Below are 17430 nucleotides of genomic sequence, written 5' to 3'. Positions count from 1 at the left end.
ATGGAGAGCGAGCCGTAACGGTTTTCCGGGTCGGTTTTTAACCTCATGGTGTTTCCCTGCTGTCGTTAAGTGAAACATTTGTTGGCGGCCGTTTCGCGTGCCGCATGCCTGCGCCAGTGCTTGCGATGACGTCTTCGATGCCCTGGACCGACGGGTCACCCGGTTTGCTCAGGTGGCGGCAAAAAAGGCTACCCAGCCGACCCGGAGGTTGCGCTCGGCATTTCCCAGTCTGGGGCATCCGCGGGTCACCTGCTTGACCAGGATCAAGGCGACGTCGCTTTGGCCTGCCGCTCAGTTGAGGGAAACCGATTCGAGATAGTAAGGAAGGTGGCAGGGCCAGTGCAGTTCGCGTTCGATGCGCTGGCGCATGGCATCGGCCGCGGCAGGCTCGCCGTGAGTGATGAAAGTCTGTTTCGGGGTGAACTTGAAACCGCGCAGCCAGCCCATGATTTCGGCGGCATCCGAATGAGCAGACAAGTCCTCCAGCATCGCCACTTCGGCGCGCACCGCGACGTCTTCGCCGTGGATTCGTACCGTGGACGCGCCGCCGGCGATGATGGCGCCGCGCGTGCCGCCCGACTGGAAGCCGGCGAACAGGATTGTGTTGCGTTTGTCGGGGGCGAAGGCTTTGAGGTGATGAACCACACGCCCGCCCGTTGCCATGCCGCTGGCGGCAATGATGACCATGGGGCCGTGCTTGGCGTTCAGCAGGCGCGACTCCTCAGGCGATTCGACGATATGGGCCGTATGCGCCATGGCTTCGCATTCCGCGGATGTCAGGCGCAGTTCCGCCTGGTGCTTCAGGTACACCTGCGTGGCATTAGCCGCCATGGGGCTGTTGAGGTAGATCGGCAACTTGCGCTGTATGACGCCTTGGGTTTTGAGAACCTGGATGCAATGCAGCAGGCTTTGCGCGCGCCCCACTGCAAAAGCCGGGATCACGACCACACCACCACGTGCGGCCGTACGATTGATCACCTCGCCCAGCGCCAGCACGGGATCGGAATCCTTGTGCAGGCGGTCACCGTAAGTGGACTCCACCACCAGGTAGTCGGCACCGTCCATCTGTGAAGGCGGCTGCAGAACCAGGTCGTTGGGCCGGCCTATGTCTCCCGAGAACAGGATGGAACGTGAGCCGTTGTCGAGCCGCACAAACGACGAGCCCACCATGTGGCCGGAAGGCGTCAGGCTGGCGTTCAGGCCCGGTGCCGGGTGCCAGTGCTTGCCGCTGGGCACCGGATGCAGCAACTTCAGGCAGCGCAGCGCATCTTCGCGCGTGTACAGCGGCAATGCCGGCGCGTGCTTTGAATGGCTATGCCGGTTGGCGTATTCGGCCTCTTCCTCCTGGAGATGGCCCGAGTCCGGCAACAGAATGCGGCACAGGTCCGCTGTGCCCGGTGTGCAGAAAATCTTGCCTTTGAAACCCTGGCGCGCCAGCAGCGGCAGGTAACCACTGTGGTCGATATGGGCGTGCGTGAGGATCACGGCATCAATATCGGCCGGCGCGACAGGCAAGGGCGACCAGTTGCGTAAACGCAGCGGCTTGTAACCCTGAAACAGGCCGCAATCGACCAGAACGGCGGCGTCGCCATAACGGACCAGGTATTTGGAACCGGTGACGGTGTCGGTGGCACCCAGGAATTGGATCTTCATGCATACAGCTTAGGCCTTGTGCGAACCGGCGTATTTGATATAGCGCAGACAGGGTGCATTTATGAAAGTGCGCGGGGCCGGTCCGGTGGAGGGTGCGTTCTCCCGCGCGGTTCAGGCCGCCGCTGCGGGGTAGCCGACGGTCTGTGACAGCAAAACCTGCTGGTCGTGTGTGAGGCCCAGCGCATCGCCGATCGCCGCGCGGTCTATCCACGCGCGTATCACCGTGGCCAGGCCGCTGCCGGCGGCATAGAGGTAGACGTTTTGCGTGATGGCGCCGGCCGCGACGTGGGCGTAAGCCTCGCGCCGGTCGGCGGGGATGAAACCCATGCGCGCATGGTTGGCGACATAGACCAGGTCCAGGGGCGCATCGTCGACGAAGTCCTGGTAGCCGGTGACGCGCCTCAGGTCGGCGCCCGCGGCCAGCTGCAATTCATGTCCGGCGGGGTCGTAGCGGTAGGCACCGGCCGGCAAGGCCGCGAAAATATCGATTTCATGCGCGTTGAGCGCCGAAGGCACCGTGCGCCCGCCGTCGTCGCGGTTGATGCCGCCGGCTGCCCACAGCAGGTTGGACAGCACCGCCAGCGGCAGGGCGTCGGGTTTGTACTCGCGATGGGACCGGCGTCCGGCCAGGGCCTCCAGCAGAGGCATGCCGCCCACCCTGTCAGGCGGCGGCAGGGCGATCACGGCGGCCGCACCACCCAGCACGGGGCGTGGCCGCAGCTTACCCATCAAGCCGAGGGCGAATTTGCTTATGGTTGTCATGCTGTCTCTCCTTGGGTGTTGGTGAGGTCTGGCGTTTCAGGCTGGGCGGCTTCTTGCGCCTTTGCCGGCGCTGATCTGGCGCACGGCACGGGCCAGCAGGGGCGCCATGCGGATAGCGTTGGAAGGGTGCGCGACCGTGTCGCAGGTCAGCACCCGCGACGCGCCGCCTTCGAGCAAACGGCGGTGGCCCTCTCCGTCAAACAGCGCGTGCACGGCGATGCACACGGGGGCGCCCAGGCCGGCTTTCTTCAACAGATTTGTCGCGGCGAGCATGGTTTCGCCCGTGGAAATGATGTCGTCCAGTAGCACCGGCACACGCCCCGGCCAACGTTCGCGGCCGGCCAGCCTGACACCGACGTCCCGGTCGCCGCGCCGCGTTTTGCGCAGTACGGTGCAGGGGGCACCGGCCAGCCTGGCCACTTCAGCGACCCACTGCGCGCTTTCCTGGTCGGGCCCGATCAGCCAGGGCGAGGGGACATGGCCGCGCAGCCAGCGGGCAATCAAGGGGGCGGCCGGCACGACCTGCGTGCGGATGGGATAGATCTCGTCCAGGCTGTGCACGCGGTGCAGGTGCGGGTCGACGGTGACCAGGAAGTCCAGCGACGCGGACAGCAGCCGCGCATAGCTGCGCGACGTGACGGCCTCGCCGGAGCGAAAGCGTTTGTCCTGCCGCATGTAGGCCAGGTAGGGCGCCACCAGACCGACCTGCGAAGCACCGAGTTCGCGCGCTGCATCCGCCGCAAAAATCAGGGGCAGGGTCTTGCCGTCCGGCTGGTTCAGGCTGCCGGCCAGCAGGACGCGGCAACCCTCGACTGCGGCGTCGATACGCACGCCGGTTTCGCCGTCGGGAAAGTGGTGCAACGCCAGCTCGCTCCAGCCGCAACGCAGGCTGCGCGCGAGCGCCGCGGCCAATTGCGCCTCCCCGGGCAGGGCGATGACCAGCAGTGGTTCGCGCCTCATCTCGAGTCCTCCATCACATGCACCGCCTCGGCCTGCGCGGTGGCGTATTCCAGCGCATAGGCCAGCTCGCCCGGTGAAGCCGCGTGCAAGGTGAACAAGGGCTGGCCGCGCTCCACGATCGCGCCGAGTTGCACATTCATGTCTATTCCCGCGCAGGCCGAGGTGGGCGCCCCCGCGAGTTTGGCGATGCGGGCCAGCCGCCGGTTGTCGATGGCGATCACGGTGCCGGCGCGCGGTGAGGGTACGGGCTGCCGGCAGGGGGCGACCGGGGGTTCGCGCAAGCCGCCCTGCGCTTCGCAAATCTCCTGGAATTTCTTCCAGGCACGCCCGTCCTCCAGAACGGTCGTGGCCAGCGCGATGCCGCCGCCGCTGGGTGCGGCACCGCCGAATTCGAGAATCTGCCCGGCCAGATGCAGCGAGCGCTGCGCCAGATCGGCCGGTGCGCTATCCTCGCGGCGCAGCACCGCCAGCACGTCGCGCGCCTCCAGCGCCGGACCAATGCCGCGGCCCACGGGTGCCACGCCGTCGGTTTGCACCACGCGCATCTGCAGGCCCAGGGCCCGGCCGACCTGTTCAAGCTGCCGCGTAAGCAGATTGGCGGCATGCGCGCTGCGAACCTTGGCGGTCAGCCCGACGGGCATGTCGATCAACACATGCGTGGCGCCGGCCGCGGCCTTTTTCGACAGGATGGAGGCGACGAGCTGTCCCTGGCTGTCGAGGTCCAGGGGGCGCTCGACGCGGATCAGGATATCGTCCGCGGGGCTGAGCCGCACGGCGCCGCCCCAGACGATGCAGCCACCGGTGCGGTCGACAACGCGGCGTATCCGCGCCACGTCCAGGTCCACCGGCGCCAGCGTCTCCATGGTGTCGGCCGTGCCGGCGGGCGAGGTGATGGCGCGCGACGAGGTTTTTGGCATTCGCAATCCACAGGCCGCGATGATGGGGACGATGACCATGGTGGTCCGGTTGCCGGGGAGCCCGCCCACGCAATGCTTGTCCATGACCAGCCCGTCGCCCCATTGCATGCGCTCGCCGGCCTTGACCATGGCGCGCGTGAGTGCGATGGTTTCGTCCAGGTCCAGGTGGTCGCCCGCGCAGGCCGTGATGAAGGCCGCAAGCTGCAGGTCCGAATAACGGCCCGCCGCCACGTCCCCGATCACCGCATCAATGGCCGCCTGGCCCAGGCGCTTTCCATAGACTTTGGCGCGCACATGGCCTAGCGATTCGAGCAGCGCGGGATGGTGCAGCGAAACCTCCGCACCCGGCCGAGCGTCGAGAAGGCGCCAGGCGGCTTCGGAAAGGCCGGCCTCATCCGGCGACAGGAAATCGCCGCTGACCACGTTGAGCGTCGCGACGATGGTTTGGCCGTCCAGCCGCAGTTCCACCCGCGACTGCGCCTCAAAGCCTTCCGAATGGCAGACAGGACAGTCGCGATGCATGTACAGCACCGGTTCCTGGTAAGTGTCTATGCCCAGCCTGCGCAAGCGCAAACGGTTGGCGATCGGGGCGTGGGAAGGTTCTTGCATGGCGGTCCTTGCCGCCACTGTAGGCGCGGAGAACACCGACGGCCTTGATAAAACGCAAGTCCGGGCCTGGGCGCGTCACCCCGGCGCGGGCGGCGAGCTGTCCGCCCCGGGCGTCTGCGCGAAAGCGCGCTCCTCCGCGGACAGCGGTTCCGCGGTTTTCCGCAAGCGGTCCAGCACGGCGCCGTCGGCCTCAGAGGCGTCTCCGCGGCGACCCAGCAAGCGCGCGCGCAACACCGCCAGGGGCGCTTCACAGTTTACGATGCAAAACGGCAGCTGGAGCGCCAGCGCCAGCGCATGCGCCTGGTCGCGCTCGGCGCGGCGCAGGAAAGCGGCGTCGAGAACCACGGGATACCCCGCCTGCAGGGCTGTGCGCGCCACGGAAAAAAGGTGCGCGTAGGTGCGAGTGGTGGCATCGGCCTGGTACAGATCCACGCCTTTCGCACGCGAGTCCTCCAGCATGCCCAGTCCGTGCAGTCGTTTTCGTTCAACGTCGGAGCGCAGGCGAATCGCGCCTTCCCGCTCGACGACGCGCTGCGAGGCGAAAGTCTTGCCGGAACCCGGCAAGCCATGGGTGATGAACAAGCGGGCATTCCCGGGCGCGGCCCAGGCAAGCGCCGTGTCCAGGTAACGGCGCACGGCGGGGCTGCCGGCACCGCGCAGTTGTTCCCCCTGGGCCCTCACCAGCGCCCGGTAGACGACGGCAAAGCGCAGCGCCGGCAGGCCGCCGTGGTCGCCCGTACGGTCCAGCCAGGCATTGAGAAAGCGAAAACACAGGTCCTGCCGCCGGTGGGCCGCGAGGTCCATCACCACGAAGGCGATGTCGTCGAGCACGTCTATCCAGCGCAGGGCCGGGTCGAACTCGATGCCGTCGAAGGCGGCCACGCCGTCATTCAGGCGCACGATGTTGGCCAGGTGCAGATCGCCGTGGCATTCACGCACACGGCCGTCCGCCAGCCGTGCGGCCCACAGCGGCGCGAGGGCCGCCGCTTCGGCGTCGAGCCAGGCCTTGAGCGCGGCATGCGTGGCCTCGTCCATCAGCGGCCGGGCGCCGTCGAGCGCGGCCAACGCGGCCGCCCGCCGTGCTTGTGCGCCCGCGAAATCGGCGAGGGCGTCGGCGCGCGGGGCGTTTTCATGAAAGCCCGCAAGCAGCGCGGCGAGTTCGTCCATGTCGCCCGCACCCAGATCGCCCGCGTCGGCTTTTTCGCTAAACAGGGCTCCCGGCGCAAAACGGCGCATACGCACCGCGTATTCGAGCACTGTTCCCTCGCCGTCGAGCCCGGGTGAATGCGGCGTTCCCGTGATGCGTGTGACCCCCAGGTAAAGCGAAGGCGCAAGCCGCCGGTTCAGGCGGACTTCTTCTTCGCAGAACTGCCGCCGGGCCTGCAGGCTGGCGTAGTTGACGAAAGGAAGATAAACAGGCTTCTTGATTTTCCAGGCAAAGTCCGGCCCCAGCAGCACCCACGAAATGTGCGTCTCAATCACCCGCGCATGCAAAACACCGGCCAGCGCATGGACCAGCTCGCGAGCGGACAGAAGGGCATCGTCTGCGATGTGCATGGGGAAAGGATAGGCCGGGGCCGAGAATTCCGTTTGATTCCGATCAAGCGGGCGTGTCAAACACGGTCGGCGCCGCATGCGGCCGCAATTTCCGGCACAGCGTATCCCGCTTAAGAAAACCCTAAGGACGGCGCAACATCATGAAGTCATTCAAAAAAAGGTGTCCCCCATGAATTTTTCGTCGTCGCCCCCATGCCGCAGGGGTCTTTGCCTCGCAATCGCCGCCGCCTGCCTCGCCGGAACGGTATATGCACAGGTCGCCCGGGCGGGCACGCCGGCGGAGGTGCTGGGAAGCTACACCGCCCAGGCCGGTGCGCCTGCCGTGCCGGCCCGGGGCCAGCAGCTGTTCACCACGCGGCAGGGCCGCGAATGGAGTTGCGCCTCTTGCCACGGTGCCGTGCCCACGCAGGCTGGCAAACACGCATCCACCGGAAAATCGATCGGCCCGTTGGCGCCGGCCTTCAACCCTGAGCGTTTCACGGATGCGGTGAAAACCGAAAAATGGTTCCGCCGCAACTGCAACGACGTGCTGGGCCGCGAATGCAGTGCAGCCGAAAAGGCCGATGTGCTGAGCTGGCTGCTCACGCTCAAGCCCTGACGCCGGCAACACATCTCCGGAAAGGAAAACATCATGGTTCGCCGCCTTCGTTCCCGCTTCTACAAATACTGCGCCGCCCTGCTTGCTGCAGGGGGCGTTGCGCACACCGCTCTGGCCGATGGCGGGCGTCAGGTTCCGCTGCTGCCGAAGTACCAGCAGGAATGCGCGGCATGCCATGTGGCTTACCCGCCGGGCATGCTGCCTGCCGCGTCGTGGCAGCGCGTGATGGGCAACCTGAAGAACCATTACGGCACCGACGCTTCGCTGGACGCGGCTACGGTCAAAGACCTGTCCGTCTGGCTGGACGCCCACGCGGGTACCTACAAACGCGTGACGCAAGAGCCGCCGCAGGATCGCATTACCCGTTCCGCGTGGTTCATTCGCAAACACGATGAGGTGTCACCCGCCACCTGGAAACTGCCGGCGGTCAAAAGCGCGGCCAACTGCGTCGCCTGCCATACACGAGCTGACCAAGGAGAATTCAATGAGCGCGACATCCGCATCCCCCGCTGACACGGCTGGCACCCCTTCGGCTGAAATACCCGCTCAGGCCCAGGCCGCGGACAGGGTACTTGTCTGGGACGCACCGGTGCGTGTTTTCCACTGGCTGCTGGTGCTCAGTTTTACGGGGGCCTACATCACCGCCGAAAGCGAAAGCTGGCGACTGCTGCATGTCACGCTGGGCTACACGATGGCCGGTTTGGTGATTTTTCGTGTGCTCTGGGGTCTGATCGGTACGCGTTACGCGCGCTTCTCCAGCTTTGTGCGCAGACCGCGCGCGGTGGCAAGCTACCTGCGTGCCCTGCTGCGCCGCCGGCCGGAGCACCATATCGGACACAATCCGGCCGGCGCGATGGCCATCGTGGCGCTCCTGGGGCTGGCCGTGCTGATCGCGGCGATGGGCTGGGCCACCTACAACGACCTTGGTGGGGGCCGGCTGGAAGACCTGCATGAGCTGGCCGCCAACACCATGCTGGCGGTGGTGGGGCTGCATATCGCCGGCGTGCTGGCTGCCAGCTGGTTGCACCGTGAGAACCTGGTTTGGGCCATGGTCACCGGCTACAAGACCGGCCGCCCTCAGGACGCCGTTGCACGGGCCTGGCGCAGCGTGGCCATCCTGATGCTCGTGGCGGTGCTGGGCTTCTGGTGGCTGCAATGGCAAGGCGCTCCCCCCGGCCGCGTGATGGACCGGCCCGCAGCAGCGACGAAAGCTGCCGGCCTGGATAGTGATGACGACTGAGTGCTCCCGTGGAACAAATGGGACAATTGCCGCATGCGCATCCTGCTTGCTGAAGACGACACGCTGCTTGGTGACGGCCTGCAGTCCGGCTTGAGGCAGCTTGGCTTTCAGGTTGACTGGGTTCGCGATGGTATGGCCGCAGAACGCGAGTTGCGCGCACAGGTCTATGACGCTGCCGTGCTCGACCTCGGGTTGCCGCGCAAGGACGGCCTGGAGGTTCTGGGCGGCATTCGGCGGGCGGGCTTCGTGACGCCCGTGCTGGTACTGACGGCCCGCGACGCGGTGCCGGACCGCATACGCGGGCTTGATGTCGGGGCCGACGACTATGTGGTCAAGCCGGTCGATATGCAGGAGCTGGCCGCCCGCCTGCGGGCGCTGGTGCGCCGTGCGCACGGTCAACCGCAGGAGTGCCTGCGTGCGCAGGATGTCGTGCTCGACCCGGCCGCCCGCTCCGTGCACCAGGCCGGTCAGTCCATCACACTATCTACCCGAGAATTTGACCTGTTGCAAGCACTCATGCTCAGTGCCAACCGTGTCCTTTCCCGTGAACAGCTTGAGCAGCAGCTCTATAGCTGGGGCAAGGAGGTGGAGAGCAACGCCGTGGAAGTTCATGTCCACAACCTGCGGCGCAAGCTGGGCAGCACGCTGATCCATACGGTGCGCGGTGTCGGTTATATGTTGCAACGCGACGCGTAGAAATCGTGATGACGCGGCCGCGCTCCCTGCAGGGCCGCCTGATGGCCATGGTGCTTTCCGTGGTGCTGACGGTCTGGCTGGCAACTGCGGCGCTGACATGGCTGGATGCGAGCCATGAGCTTGACGAACTGCTTGATGGCCACCTGGCCCAGGCTGCCGCCCTGTTGGTGGTGCAGCAGGCACAGGAGCTGGAGGAGGGCGACCGTGGCGTTGATACGCCAACACTGCACCGCTACGCGCCCAAAGTGGTGTTCCAGGTGTTTCATGAGAACCGGCTTACGCTGCGTTCTGCAAACGCACCTGTCACGCCAATGATCGAGCGCAGCAAACATTTCAAAACCGGGTTCACCACCGTGCAGATGGCCGGTTCAGCGTGGCGGGTGTTTGCCACCTACGGCGCGGAGGACGATGTGCAGGTGTATGTGGGGGAGCAAACGGGCTCCCGCGACGACATCTTGCTGGCGGTGCTGCGTAGCACGCTGTGGCCCATGGCGTTGGCTCTTCCCTTGCTTGCCCTGGCGCTGTGGTGGGCCGTGTACCGCGGCGTTGCACCCATGCGCCGGCTCGGCCACGCGCTGGCCGAGCGGCAACCGGCGGCCGTACTACCGCTTGCCGTGAACGACGTGCCATCGGAGATGGTGCCCATGGTTGATGCCCTGAACGCCCTGTTTGTGCGTATAGCCACGCTGCTGGAGTCCGAACGGCGCTTTACCGCCGACGCCGCCCACGAATTGCGCACACCGATTGCCGCCATCCGGGCACAAGCCGAGGTGGCGCTGGGCGAAACCGCCGAAGGGCCGCGAAGGCACGCGCTGCACAACACGCTCGAGGGCTGCGACCGGGCGGCCCGGCTTGTGGAGCAGCTGCTGACCCTGTCGAGGCTGGATGCCGTTGCACCGCCGGCGTCTGCGCCAGTGAACGTGAGCGCACTGGTGCGGCGCGTGGTCGCAGAGCTGGCGCCCAAGGCCATCAGCAAAAACCAAGCGCTGGAGCTGGACGCCGCGGAATCCTGCCATCTTCAGGGCGACGAAATCCTGCTGACCGTTCTGGTGCGCAACCTTATAGACAACGCGGTGAGATACAGCCCTGGGATGGCGTGCGTGAAGGTGTCGGTTCAGCAGCAGGATGGGCGGGTGGTTTTGCGGGTGGAAGACAGCGGCCCGGGCATGACCGAAGGCGAACTCCAGCGCCTGGGAGAGCGTTTTTTCCGGGTGACCGGCAACACCGAAAGCGGCAGCGGGCTTGGCTGGTCCATCGTGCAGCGCATCGTCGCCGTGCATGGGATGCTGCTGCAAGTTGAAGCTTCGATCGAGCAGGGCGGTCTTGTGGTGCGGGTGCTTGGGCCGAAGGAGTTGAGCCCGCTTTAAATGGCTGCGAGGAATCAAACTGCTTGAGCTCACCCGCAAGCCGCGCCGCCAGCAAGGGGTCTGTGGTACCGGCCGCCAGCACGCTCTTGTTGAGCACCCACGCATAGGGCTCGATGCCGGCTCGGCGCAGGTCGTCCTGCAGGGCAGCGGCTTGCGATACCGGGGTCACTTCCGGCAATCCGTATAGAAGTTTCTGACACAAACGTATAGAAGTTTATTAAGGCTGCTTAGAGCAGTTTTACGGCACTCCGGGTTAGCGGAAACTACTTAACATAATATACATCGTGGAACATTAAGTGGGAATCGCAGGCCGTATGGAGCATACAAAACGCTTTCGGTCTTTGCTCGCCGATCTGCGCCTTAAAACACTCTGATCGCAAGCTGCCGGTATCAAGGCGGAGTCAAGTCTAAAACGGCGCGCCACCCATGCTCATTTCGTCAGGGAATCGAGCGCGCGTTCGCGCTGGGCGCGCGTCATCTGACGTTTTCGTCTGGGCGCTGGTGCGGCCGATACAAGCGCGACATTGGTGAGTTGCGGCGCGGCGCGGCGTACGTCTACCGACGGGCAATTGTTGCTCATGTCAAAAATCAGGTGGCCACTGGGAAAGACTGTGGGCAGCTTTTCGTGGATCTGGTAGCTCATGTCTATGGGCGGCGCCTCACCGGAATACACAACCTGGTTGCTGGGGTTATAGACGGTGTAGCACGCCATGGCCGGCGCGACCAAGGCTGAAAAGGACAGCGCCACCGCGCATTTCAAAAGTACCATGAGTTTCTCCCTGCACGCTCCGGATCAGAGACGCAGTTCAAAGCATATGTCTTGTGTGGGCTGCGTCAAGTCGGACGGCACCGCCACACTCACTAGGTAAGTACTGACCGGACAGTCCTTCCTTGTCGGTGCGTCCGTGCTCCCTCTGCTTGAAATCTGATGCCAGGCATGTCAACTCACCAGGTTCCGGCTGGCCTTTTTACGCGAATGGCAGCTGCGATCGCTTCTGCTGCATCAGGCCGGTTGCCTTGCTGGGCAAACTGCAAGGCCGTCAAACCCAGCTGGTTTTTGAGTTGAGGGTCGGCGCCCTCCTCCAGGAGAAGACGCACTGCTGCTGTGGTGCCATACATGGCGGCCATCATCAGCGGCGTGGTGCCGTTGGGAGACTCGGCATCAATATAGGCGCTGTTTTCCAGCAGCAGGCTGATGATGGCCAGGTGCCCGCCCGTGGCGGCGTAATGCAGCGGCGTCCAGCCGGTCTTGTTGACGTCGGCGCCCCTTTTGATCAGTTTTTCAGCCAGGTCTTGCTGGTTCTTCAGCGCAGCCAGCATCAGCGCGCTTTCCCCTTTGCCGTCCAGGCTGTTGACCTCGGTCTTGGGCCAGTTAATCAAGGCCTCCGCCGCGTTGGGTGACGGCTCTTTCAAGGCAAGAAAAAGTCCGTGCTGGCCGGTTGGGTCGGGTGTGTTGGGGTCAAAACCACGCTGTAGCAATGCCTGGATTGTGGGGGCGTCGTCGCGTTTCACAGCCACAAAGAAATCTTCGTAGGACCCCGCATAAGCAGAAGAAAATCCATAAAAAACAATAAGGTAAATTGTTTTTTTAAAGTGATTTATGAAGTATTTTTTCACGACTTTGCTCCGCTATTTACCCCGCTAAATAACTGGTCAAAGTTACGGCTGGTGGCTTCGGCGATGGTCTGGATGGGCTGCTGCGTTAGCTCTGCGATCTGCTGTGCCACGAGAGGAACGAACGAGGGATTGTTGGTTTTTCCGCGATGAGGCATGGGTGCCAAATAGGGGCTGTCGGTTTCAATCAGCATACGGTCCAGCGGAACAAAGCGGGCCACCTCACGCAGATCGGACGCATTCTTGAAGGTCAGGATGCCAGAAAAAGAGATGTAAAACCCAAGGTCAAGCGCCGCACGGGCCACTGCCTGGGTTTCGGTAAAACAATGAAAAACGCCGGTGGCGCTGCCGGCCTGGCCGGTGCTGCCGCCCTCCTCCTTCAACAAGGCAAGAGTATCTTCGGAGGCGCTGCGGGTATGGATAACCAGGGGCTTGCCGGTTTGGCGCGCTGCGCGGATGTGCACGCGAAACCGCTCGCGCTGCCATTCCATGTCAGCCACGGTGCGGTCACCCAGCCGGTAGTAGTCGAGTCCGGTCTCGCCGATACCAACCACTTTGGGGAGGCGGGCACGCTCCAGCAGGTCGTCCAGGCTGGGCTCCTGGACGTCTTCGTTGTCGGGATGCACGCCGACGGTCGCCCAGAAGTTGTCGTAGCTCGTGGCCAGGCCATGAACCGTTTCGAATTCTTCCAACGTGGTGCAGATGCACAGGGCGCGATCAACTTGTGCGGCTTGCATGGCCAGCCGGATTTGAGGCAATTGCGCCTGAAGCTCCGGAAAGCTCAGGTGGCAATGGGAGTCAGTAAACATGCGATGAGAAGTTAGGTGTCAAAACAGACCGCAGGCCAGGCGTGACTTGCGCCAGCAGCTATAAATACCATAGCAACGGTGTGTGCAGGCATACCTGCAGCGAACTCCGCTCGCCAGGCCTAAATTGTCTGTGTGGGCCTGTCGGAGGCCAGGTGCGCGCCCAGGATTTCTTCAATCTTGAGTTTCAAAATGCGGGATTTTTCGTCAGACGGAAACCGTACGCCAACGCCTTGCGTCCGGTTTCCGGCCGCCCTGGCGGGCGTGACCCAAGCGACCTTGCCTGCCACGGGATAGCGTTGCGTATCTTCGGGGAGCGTCAGGAGTACATACACATCGTCACCGAGTTTGTAATCGCGTGCCGTCGGAATGAAAACGCCGCCTTCAGCGAACAAAGGAATGTAGGCGGCGTAAAGTGCTGCTTTTTCCTTGATGGCCAGCTGGACCACGCTGGGGCGGGCGGTGGCAGCTGCTGGTGAACTGGCGGGCGGTAGTGTGCTCATGGCGTTAGTTTATCGGTTTGGCCAGGAAGGCGCCCGCAATTGCGGCATAAAAGACGCGGTTTATTTCGCATTCAGGGCTGTCCGGGCACGGCTCACCAACGATTCGAGCATCAGCCCCGGGTTGTAGGGGTGCTCCACGGTCCGGGCTGTCGTCGCCAGTTCCTTGGACCAGCTGGCTAGAGCATAAAGGCTGCTCGCTGTTTTTCCCGCCCCGGTGGAACCGGTTGGCGGGAGATCCGCCGCCTGGAAAAACCGCGGCGCAGCACCCATCCGCACCGCCAGGACATCATGGCAAAGTTTTTGCAGCGCATCAACCGCTTGCGCCGGCGCCCAGTCCGATAGTGCGCTCACGTCGCCGCGCACCATGGCTTTTGGCAGGGCTTGCCAATGCTGGGCTGCCAGCGCGGGTGGATTGCTATTGGCCCACTCCAATGCATCGGCGGGCCGGCCACCTGCGGCAATCAGGAGGGTTTGCAGGTCGGCGGCTTGGGGAGCGGCTGTGGTTTTTTTGGCGCTGCCGCTGTCTCCGGCAAGCGCAATTTCCTGCTGAAGCCAGCCCAGCGCTTGCTCAAAGTCCGGCCACACCATGGTGTGGCCCAGGCAGCGGCTGCGGATGGTGGGCAGCAACTGATGTGCCGCCTCGGTGGCCAGGATGAATTTAACCGCTCCGGGCGGTTCTTCGAGCGTTTTGAGCAAGGTGTTGGCGGTGACATGGTTCATGCGCTCGGCGGGGAACACCAGCACGACCTTGGTGGTGCCGCGGGAGCGCGTGAACTGTGTGAAGGACACGGCTTCGCGCGCCGCATCAACCTTGATTTCCTTGCTGGGTTTTCGCTTCTTGCTGTCCAGGTCGTCCTGCGTCTTTTCGTCGAGCGGCCAGCCAAGCGCCAGCGACAGGGTTTCAGGCATCAGCATGCAAAGGTCGGCATGTGTATGCACGTCAATAGCGTGACAGCTGCCGCAGTGGCCGCAGGCGCCCTGCGGTGTCGCATCTTCGCAAAGCCAGGCTCGTGCGAGCGCCAGCGCGAGCTCAAACTGTCCCAGGCCGGAAGGTCCGCTTAAAAGCCATGCATGGCCGCGCTGCACCAGCAGGCTTTCAAGCTGGGTCTGCAACCAGGGCGCCAGGCGGGGATTACTGGATTCGGACGCAGCAGGCAAGGTGTCTACCGCACTCATGGCAGCCAGCCCTTGGCCACAAACACCTGCTGCACGGCCAGCCAGACCTGGTCGCGGCCTTGGGATGCGTCAATGCGGGCGAAGCGCTCGGGGTGGTTATGCTGCCGATCCGCATAGCCTTGCGCCACGCGGCGAAAAAACTCCACGGGCTGGGCTTCGAACTTGTCGGGCACGCGCGCATGGGCCAGCCGCAGCGCGGCCTCCTCGGGGGCCAGGTCAAACCAGACCGTCAGGTGCGGCTCGATCACGGTTTCCACTTCGGGCTTCATGGGCGAGTTGCCGGCCGGGTCGCCCAGCAGCCCCTCGTCGGACTGGACCCAGCGCTCCAGCGTCGACAGCAATTTCAGGTCAAAACCCCGCCCTGCCCCCTGGTAGGCAAATGTGGCATCGGTGAAGCGGTCACACAGCACCACGTCGCCGCGCAACAGTGCCGGCGCAATCACATTCACCAGGTGGTCCCGCCGCGCGGCAAAAATCAGCAGGGCTTCAGTCAGCGGGTCCATGGCGTCATTGAGGACCATGGCGCGCAGCTTTTCAGCCAGCGCCGTACCGCCCGGCTCCCGTGTAAGTGTCACCGCCCTGCCCGCAGCCTTGAATGCGTCAGCAAGGCCTGCGATGTGCGTGGACTTGCCCGCGCCGTCGATGCCTTCGAAGCTGATAAAGAGGCCGCTCAGAGGTCTATTGCTCATGATCTCGTTCGCTCAAATGCCTGGCCGAAATTACGTTGCAAGCAGGGGCCGCGGAACCGGCTTCGCCGGGCCGCAGGCGCAGCGCCCCCTCGGGGGGCAGCGCATTACACGAAGTCGAAGACGCAGTGAAAAGCGTGGGGGCTAGGGTAGTACGCGAAGCGACAAGCGTGGGGGTCATATTCACTGACCCCGGATGTATTTGTTGACGGCGCGGTTGTGCTCGTCCAGGCTGCTGCTGAAGTGGCTGGTGCCGTCGCCGCGTGCCACAAAATAAATGGCCCTGGTCGGTGCCGGCTGCACTGCGGCCAGCAAGGCCGCCCTGCCTGGCATCGCAATGGGCGTGGGCGGCAGCCCGGTGCGGGTGTAGGTGTTGTAGGGGGTGTCCGCCAGAAGGTCGCGTTTGCGCAGGTTGCCGTCGAATTTGTCGCCCAGCCCGTAGATCACGGTGGGGTCCGTCTGCAGCAGCATGCCCAGGCGCAGCCGGTTGGTGAAAACACCACCGATCTGGGCACGGTCTGACGGCTTGCCGGTTTCCTTTTCAACAATGCTGGCCAGGATCAAGGCTTCGTCAGGGGTTTTCAGTGGCGTGTCGGGGCTGCGAAGCGACCAGGCGGCGTCAAGCCGTTTGTCCATGGCCCGCGCGGCGCGCTTGAGCACTGCTAGATCGCTGGAGCCCTTGGCGTAGGTGTAGGTATCGGGGAAGAAGCGGCCCTCGGGATGTACACCTGGTTTTCCCAGTTTTTGCATGATTATTTCGGGCGCCAGGCCAAGCGTATCGGGCGCAAGCTGCTCTGCTTTTTGTAGCGCGGCGCGCACCTGATTGAAGGTCCAGCCTTCTACCAGTGTGACGCTTTTCAGGGCTTCCTCGCCGCGGACCAGCATGTTGAGCAGCTTGCGCGGCGTGGTGCCCGGCACCAGCTCATAACTGCCGGCCTTGATCAGGCGGGCCTGGCCTGAAAAGCGGAACCAGGCATGGAGAAAGACGGCTGGCACGTCCGCGCCGCTGGCCACAATGACATCGGCCACGCCGCTGGCGGGCGTACCGGGCTCAATTTCCAGATCAACCACCTGGTTGCCGGGCGCCAGCCGCAAGGGAATCGGCTCGTGCAACCACCACAGCCCTGCGCCAAATATCAGCAGGGCGGCGAGAAACACCAGTATCAACAGACTTGTAAAGACACGACGCACAACCCAGCTACCTTTTCTATACAGAACGCAAAAGCCGAGGCCTATGATAATTCAGCCCATCTCCTCACCGACTGTGAACGCCTCCATGACCTTACCCCCCACCGCCTCCGCTGCTTCCACGATTTCCGGCCTTGCCGAACTAACGCACCTTGGCGTGATTCGCGTGACAGGCGAAGACGCGGTCACGTTTTTGCAGGGCCAGTTGACCCAGGACGTCGCTTTGATGGGCGCGGGCGAAGCCCGGTTAGCGGCTTTTTGCAGCGCCAAGGGCCGCATGCAGGCCAGCTTTGTGGTCTTCAAACGCCAAGGCAATGCTGGAGAGGACGTGTTACTGCTGTGCAGCCGCGACATCCTGCCCGCCACGCTTAAGCGCCTGTCGATGTTTGTGCTGCGCGCCAAAGCCAAATTGACGGATGCCAGCGCGGAGTTCGGCTTGCATGGGCTTGTGGGATCTGCTATTGATTCGATAGCTGGTGGCGCTCGTCCAGTATGGGGAAAAGCCGATATTGGTGATGCAAATGTAGTGTTTTTGCATCCGGGTGCGGGCCTGCCGCGCGCGATCTGGTGCGGACCTGCCGCCTCGTCGGCTCCCGAGGGCCCTCGCATCGACGGTGCCTTGTGGCACTGGCTGGATGTGCAATCTGGCATTGCGATGATCACGCAACCCATCTTTGAAGCTTTTGTGCCGCAAATGTTGAATTACGAATCCGTCGGGGGCGTGAACTTCAAAAAGGGCTGCTACCCAGGCCAGGAGATCGTGGCGCGCAGCCAGTTTCGCGGCACGCTCAAGCGGCGCGGCTACCTTGTTCATACCGCCGGCACGCCGGTGGTGGGCCAGGAAGTGTTTCACGCTTCTGATGCAGAACAGCCTTGCGGCCTGGTCGCTGCCACCGCGGCCCATCCGGAGGGCGGGTTTGATGCCATCGTGTCCATGCAGACTTCTGCCGCCGCCGATGCGGAAGGCGGCCGCCTGACGCTGGGAAGCGCTACGGGTGAAGCCCTGACCCTGCTTTCCCTGCCCTACCCTTTGCTAGAGGATATTTGAGATGCGCGGCTGCGTGCCGACAATTTTCAGGCGGATCGCCCCCGGGGAGA

General features: G+C 63.9%; 18 protein-coding genes. 6 read left to right on the top strand and 12 right to left on the bottom strand.

Features of this window, described 5'->3' with window-relative positions; translation table 11 throughout:
• Window positions 1-291: 291 nt before the first annotated feature.
• From ABI546_RS04305 to ABI546_RS04285, 5 genes are all read right to left on the bottom strand, one after another.
• Window positions 292-1653 carry an MBL fold metallo-hydrolase gene (locus ABI546_RS04305; RefSeq protein WP_348044451.1) on the bottom strand — a complete coding sequence of 454 codons (1362 nt, stop codon included), beginning with the start codon at window positions 1651-1653 and terminating at the stop codon, window positions 292-294.
• A gap of 111 nt (window positions 1654-1764) precedes the next feature.
• Window positions 1765-2415, bottom strand: coding sequence for a nitroreductase family protein (locus ABI546_RS04300; protein WP_348044449.1), 651 nt, complete (start codon window positions 2413-2415; stop codon window positions 1765-1767).
• Between the two features lie 36 nt (window positions 2416-2451).
• Window positions 2452-3375 (bottom strand): ribose-phosphate pyrophosphokinase, encoded by a 924-nt coding sequence (locus ABI546_RS04295; RefSeq protein WP_348044447.1) that lies wholly within the window; start codon window positions 3373-3375, stop codon window positions 2452-2454.
• Window positions 3372-4901 (bottom strand): thymidine phosphorylase family protein, encoded by a 1530-nt coding sequence (locus ABI546_RS04290; protein WP_348044445.1) that lies wholly within the window; start codon window positions 4899-4901, stop codon window positions 3372-3374. The genes ABI546_RS04295 and ABI546_RS04290 overlap by 4 nt, the downstream gene beginning before the upstream one ends.
• Window positions 4902-4976: 75 nt before the next feature.
• Entirely contained in the window at window positions 4977-6458 is a 1482-nt protein-coding gene (locus ABI546_RS04285) for an AAA family ATPase (RefSeq protein ID WP_348044443.1), read from the bottom strand.
• A gap of 169 nt (window positions 6459-6627) precedes the next feature.
• Between ABI546_RS04285 and ABI546_RS04280 the strand changes: the two genes are divergently transcribed.
• From ABI546_RS04280 to ABI546_RS04260, 5 genes are read left to right on the top strand one after another with little or no spacing between them, the layout of a single operon-like run.
• A complete protein-coding gene (locus ABI546_RS04280; RefSeq protein ID WP_348044441.1) occupies window positions 6628-7056 on the top strand; it encodes a DUF1924 domain-containing protein in 429 nt (142 codons plus the stop codon).
• Window positions 7057-7089: 33 nt separating this feature from the next.
• Window positions 7090-7569: a diheme cytochrome c gene (locus ABI546_RS04275; protein WP_348044439.1), complete on the top strand. Its 480-nt coding sequence runs from the start codon at window positions 7090-7092 to the stop codon at window positions 7567-7569.
• Window positions 7541-8296: a cytochrome b/b6 domain-containing protein gene (locus ABI546_RS04270; protein WP_348044437.1), complete on the top strand. Its 756-nt coding sequence runs from the start codon at window positions 7541-7543 to the stop codon at window positions 8294-8296. The genes ABI546_RS04275 and ABI546_RS04270 overlap by 29 nt, the downstream gene beginning before the upstream one ends.
• A gap of 33 nt (window positions 8297-8329) precedes the next feature.
• Window positions 8330-8992: a response regulator gene (locus ABI546_RS04265; RefSeq protein ID WP_348044435.1), complete on the top strand. Its 663-nt coding sequence runs from the start codon at window positions 8330-8332 to the stop codon at window positions 8990-8992.
• A gap of 8 nt (window positions 8993-9000) precedes the next feature.
• Window positions 9001-10359 (top strand): ATP-binding protein, encoded by a 1359-nt coding sequence (locus ABI546_RS04260; protein ID WP_348044434.1) that lies wholly within the window; start codon window positions 9001-9003, stop codon window positions 10357-10359.
• A gap of 430 nt (window positions 10360-10789) precedes the next feature.
• Here ABI546_RS04260 and ABI546_RS04255 read toward each other — a convergent pair whose 3' ends face one another.
• The 7 genes from ABI546_RS04255 to mltG form a co-directional block, all read right to left on the bottom strand.
• Complete coding sequence (locus ABI546_RS04255; RefSeq protein ID WP_348044432.1) at window positions 10790-11128, bottom strand: hypothetical protein; 339 nt, start codon at window positions 11126-11128, stop codon at window positions 10790-10792.
• A 176-nt stretch (window positions 11129-11304) separates the two neighbouring features.
• Window positions 11305-11961, bottom strand: a complete 657-nt coding sequence (locus tag ABI546_RS04250) for an ankyrin repeat domain-containing protein (RefSeq protein ID WP_348044457.1) — start codon at window positions 11959-11961, stop codon at window positions 11305-11307.
• 11 nt (window positions 11962-11972) lie between these two features.
• Entirely contained in the window at window positions 11973-12782 is an 810-nt protein-coding gene (locus ABI546_RS04245; protein ID WP_348044430.1) for a TatD family hydrolase, read from the bottom strand.
• Window positions 12783-12901: 119 nt separating this feature from the next.
• Entirely contained in the window at window positions 12902-13282 is a 381-nt protein-coding gene (locus ABI546_RS04240; protein WP_348044428.1) for a PilZ domain-containing protein, read from the bottom strand.
• A gap of 60 nt (window positions 13283-13342) precedes the next feature.
• Window positions 13343-14458: a DNA polymerase III subunit delta' gene (locus ABI546_RS04235; protein WP_348044426.1), complete on the bottom strand. Its 1116-nt coding sequence runs from the start codon at window positions 14456-14458 to the stop codon at window positions 13343-13345.
• Entirely contained in the window at window positions 14455-15147 is a 693-nt protein-coding gene (gene tmk, locus ABI546_RS04230) for a dTMP kinase (RefSeq protein WP_348044424.1), read from the bottom strand. Before tmk ends, ABI546_RS04235 begins: the two co-directional genes overlap by 4 nt.
• A 180-nt stretch (window positions 15148-15327) precedes the next feature.
• Entirely contained in the window at window positions 15328-16302 is a 975-nt protein-coding gene (gene mltG, locus ABI546_RS04225) for an endolytic transglycosylase MltG (RefSeq protein ID WP_348044422.1), read from the bottom strand.
• Between the two features lie 118 nt (window positions 16303-16420).
• Here mltG and ABI546_RS04220 point away from each other — a divergent pair, with 118 nt between their 5' ends.
• Window positions 16421-17380: a folate-binding protein gene (locus ABI546_RS04220; RefSeq protein WP_348044420.1), complete on the top strand. Its 960-nt coding sequence runs from the start codon at window positions 16421-16423 to the stop codon at window positions 17378-17380.
• Window positions 17381-17430 lie beyond the last annotated feature (50 nt).

The organism is Polaromonas sp. (genome assembly GCF_039932935.1).
Classification (GTDB): Bacteria; Pseudomonadota; Gammaproteobacteria; order Burkholderiales; family Burkholderiaceae_C; genus Polaromonas.
The sequence above is the reverse complement of the archived record's forward strand: the minus strand, read 5'-3'. Positions and strand labels throughout refer to the sequence as shown.

Coding starts and splice junctions, on each gene's coding strand:
- ABI546_RS04275 (WP_348044439.1), top strand. CDS start 7,090: ATGGTTCGCCGCCTTCGTTCCCGCTTCTACAAATACTGCGCCGCCCTG.
- ABI546_RS04280 (WP_348044441.1), top strand. CDS start 6,628: ATGAATTTTTCGTCGTCGCCCCCATGCCGCAGGGGTCTTTGCCTCGCA.
- ABI546_RS04290 (WP_348044445.1), bottom strand. CDS start 4,901: ATGCAAGAACCTTCCCACGCCCCGATCGCCAACCGTTTGCGCTTGCGC.
- ABI546_RS04240 (WP_348044428.1), bottom strand. CDS start 13,282: ATGAGCACACTACCGCCCGCCAGTTCACCAGCAGCTGCCACCGCCCGC.
- ABI546_RS04300 (WP_348044449.1), bottom strand. CDS start 2,415: ATGACAACCATAAGCAAATTCGCCCTCGGCTTGATGGGTAAGCTGCGG.
- ABI546_RS04265 (WP_348044435.1), top strand. CDS start 8,330: ATGCGCATCCTGCTTGCTGAAGACGACACGCTGCTTGGTGACGGCCTG.
- tmk (WP_348044424.1), bottom strand. CDS start 15,147: ATGAGCAATAGACCTCTGAGCGGCCTCTTTATCAGCTTCGAAGGCATC.
- ABI546_RS04260 (WP_348044434.1), top strand. CDS start 9,001: ATGACGCGGCCGCGCTCCCTGCAGGGCCGCCTGATGGCCATGGTGCTT.
- ABI546_RS04270 (WP_348044437.1), top strand. CDS start 7,541: ATGAGCGCGACATCCGCATCCCCCGCTGACACGGCTGGCACCCCTTCG.
- ABI546_RS04245 (WP_348044430.1), bottom strand. CDS start 12,782: ATGTTTACTGACTCCCATTGCCACCTGAGCTTTCCGGAGCTTCAGGCG.
- ABI546_RS04285 (WP_348044443.1), bottom strand. CDS start 6,458: ATGCACATCGCAGACGATGCCCTTCTGTCCGCTCGCGAGCTGGTCCAT.
- ABI546_RS04220 (WP_348044420.1), top strand. CDS start 16,421: ATGACCTTACCCCCCACCGCCTCCGCTGCTTCCACGATTTCCGGCCTT.
- ABI546_RS04305 (WP_348044451.1), bottom strand. CDS start 1,653: ATGAAGATCCAATTCCTGGGTGCCACCGACACCGTCACCGGTTCCAAA.
- ABI546_RS04255 (WP_348044432.1), bottom strand. CDS start 11,128: ATGGTACTTTTGAAATGCGCGGTGGCGCTGTCCTTTTCAGCCTTGGTC.
- ABI546_RS04295 (WP_348044447.1), bottom strand. CDS start 3,375: ATGAGGCGCGAACCACTGCTGGTCATCGCCCTGCCCGGGGAGGCGCAA.
- ABI546_RS04235 (WP_348044426.1), bottom strand. CDS start 14,458: ATGAGTGCGGTAGACACCTTGCCTGCTGCGTCCGAATCCAGTAATCCC.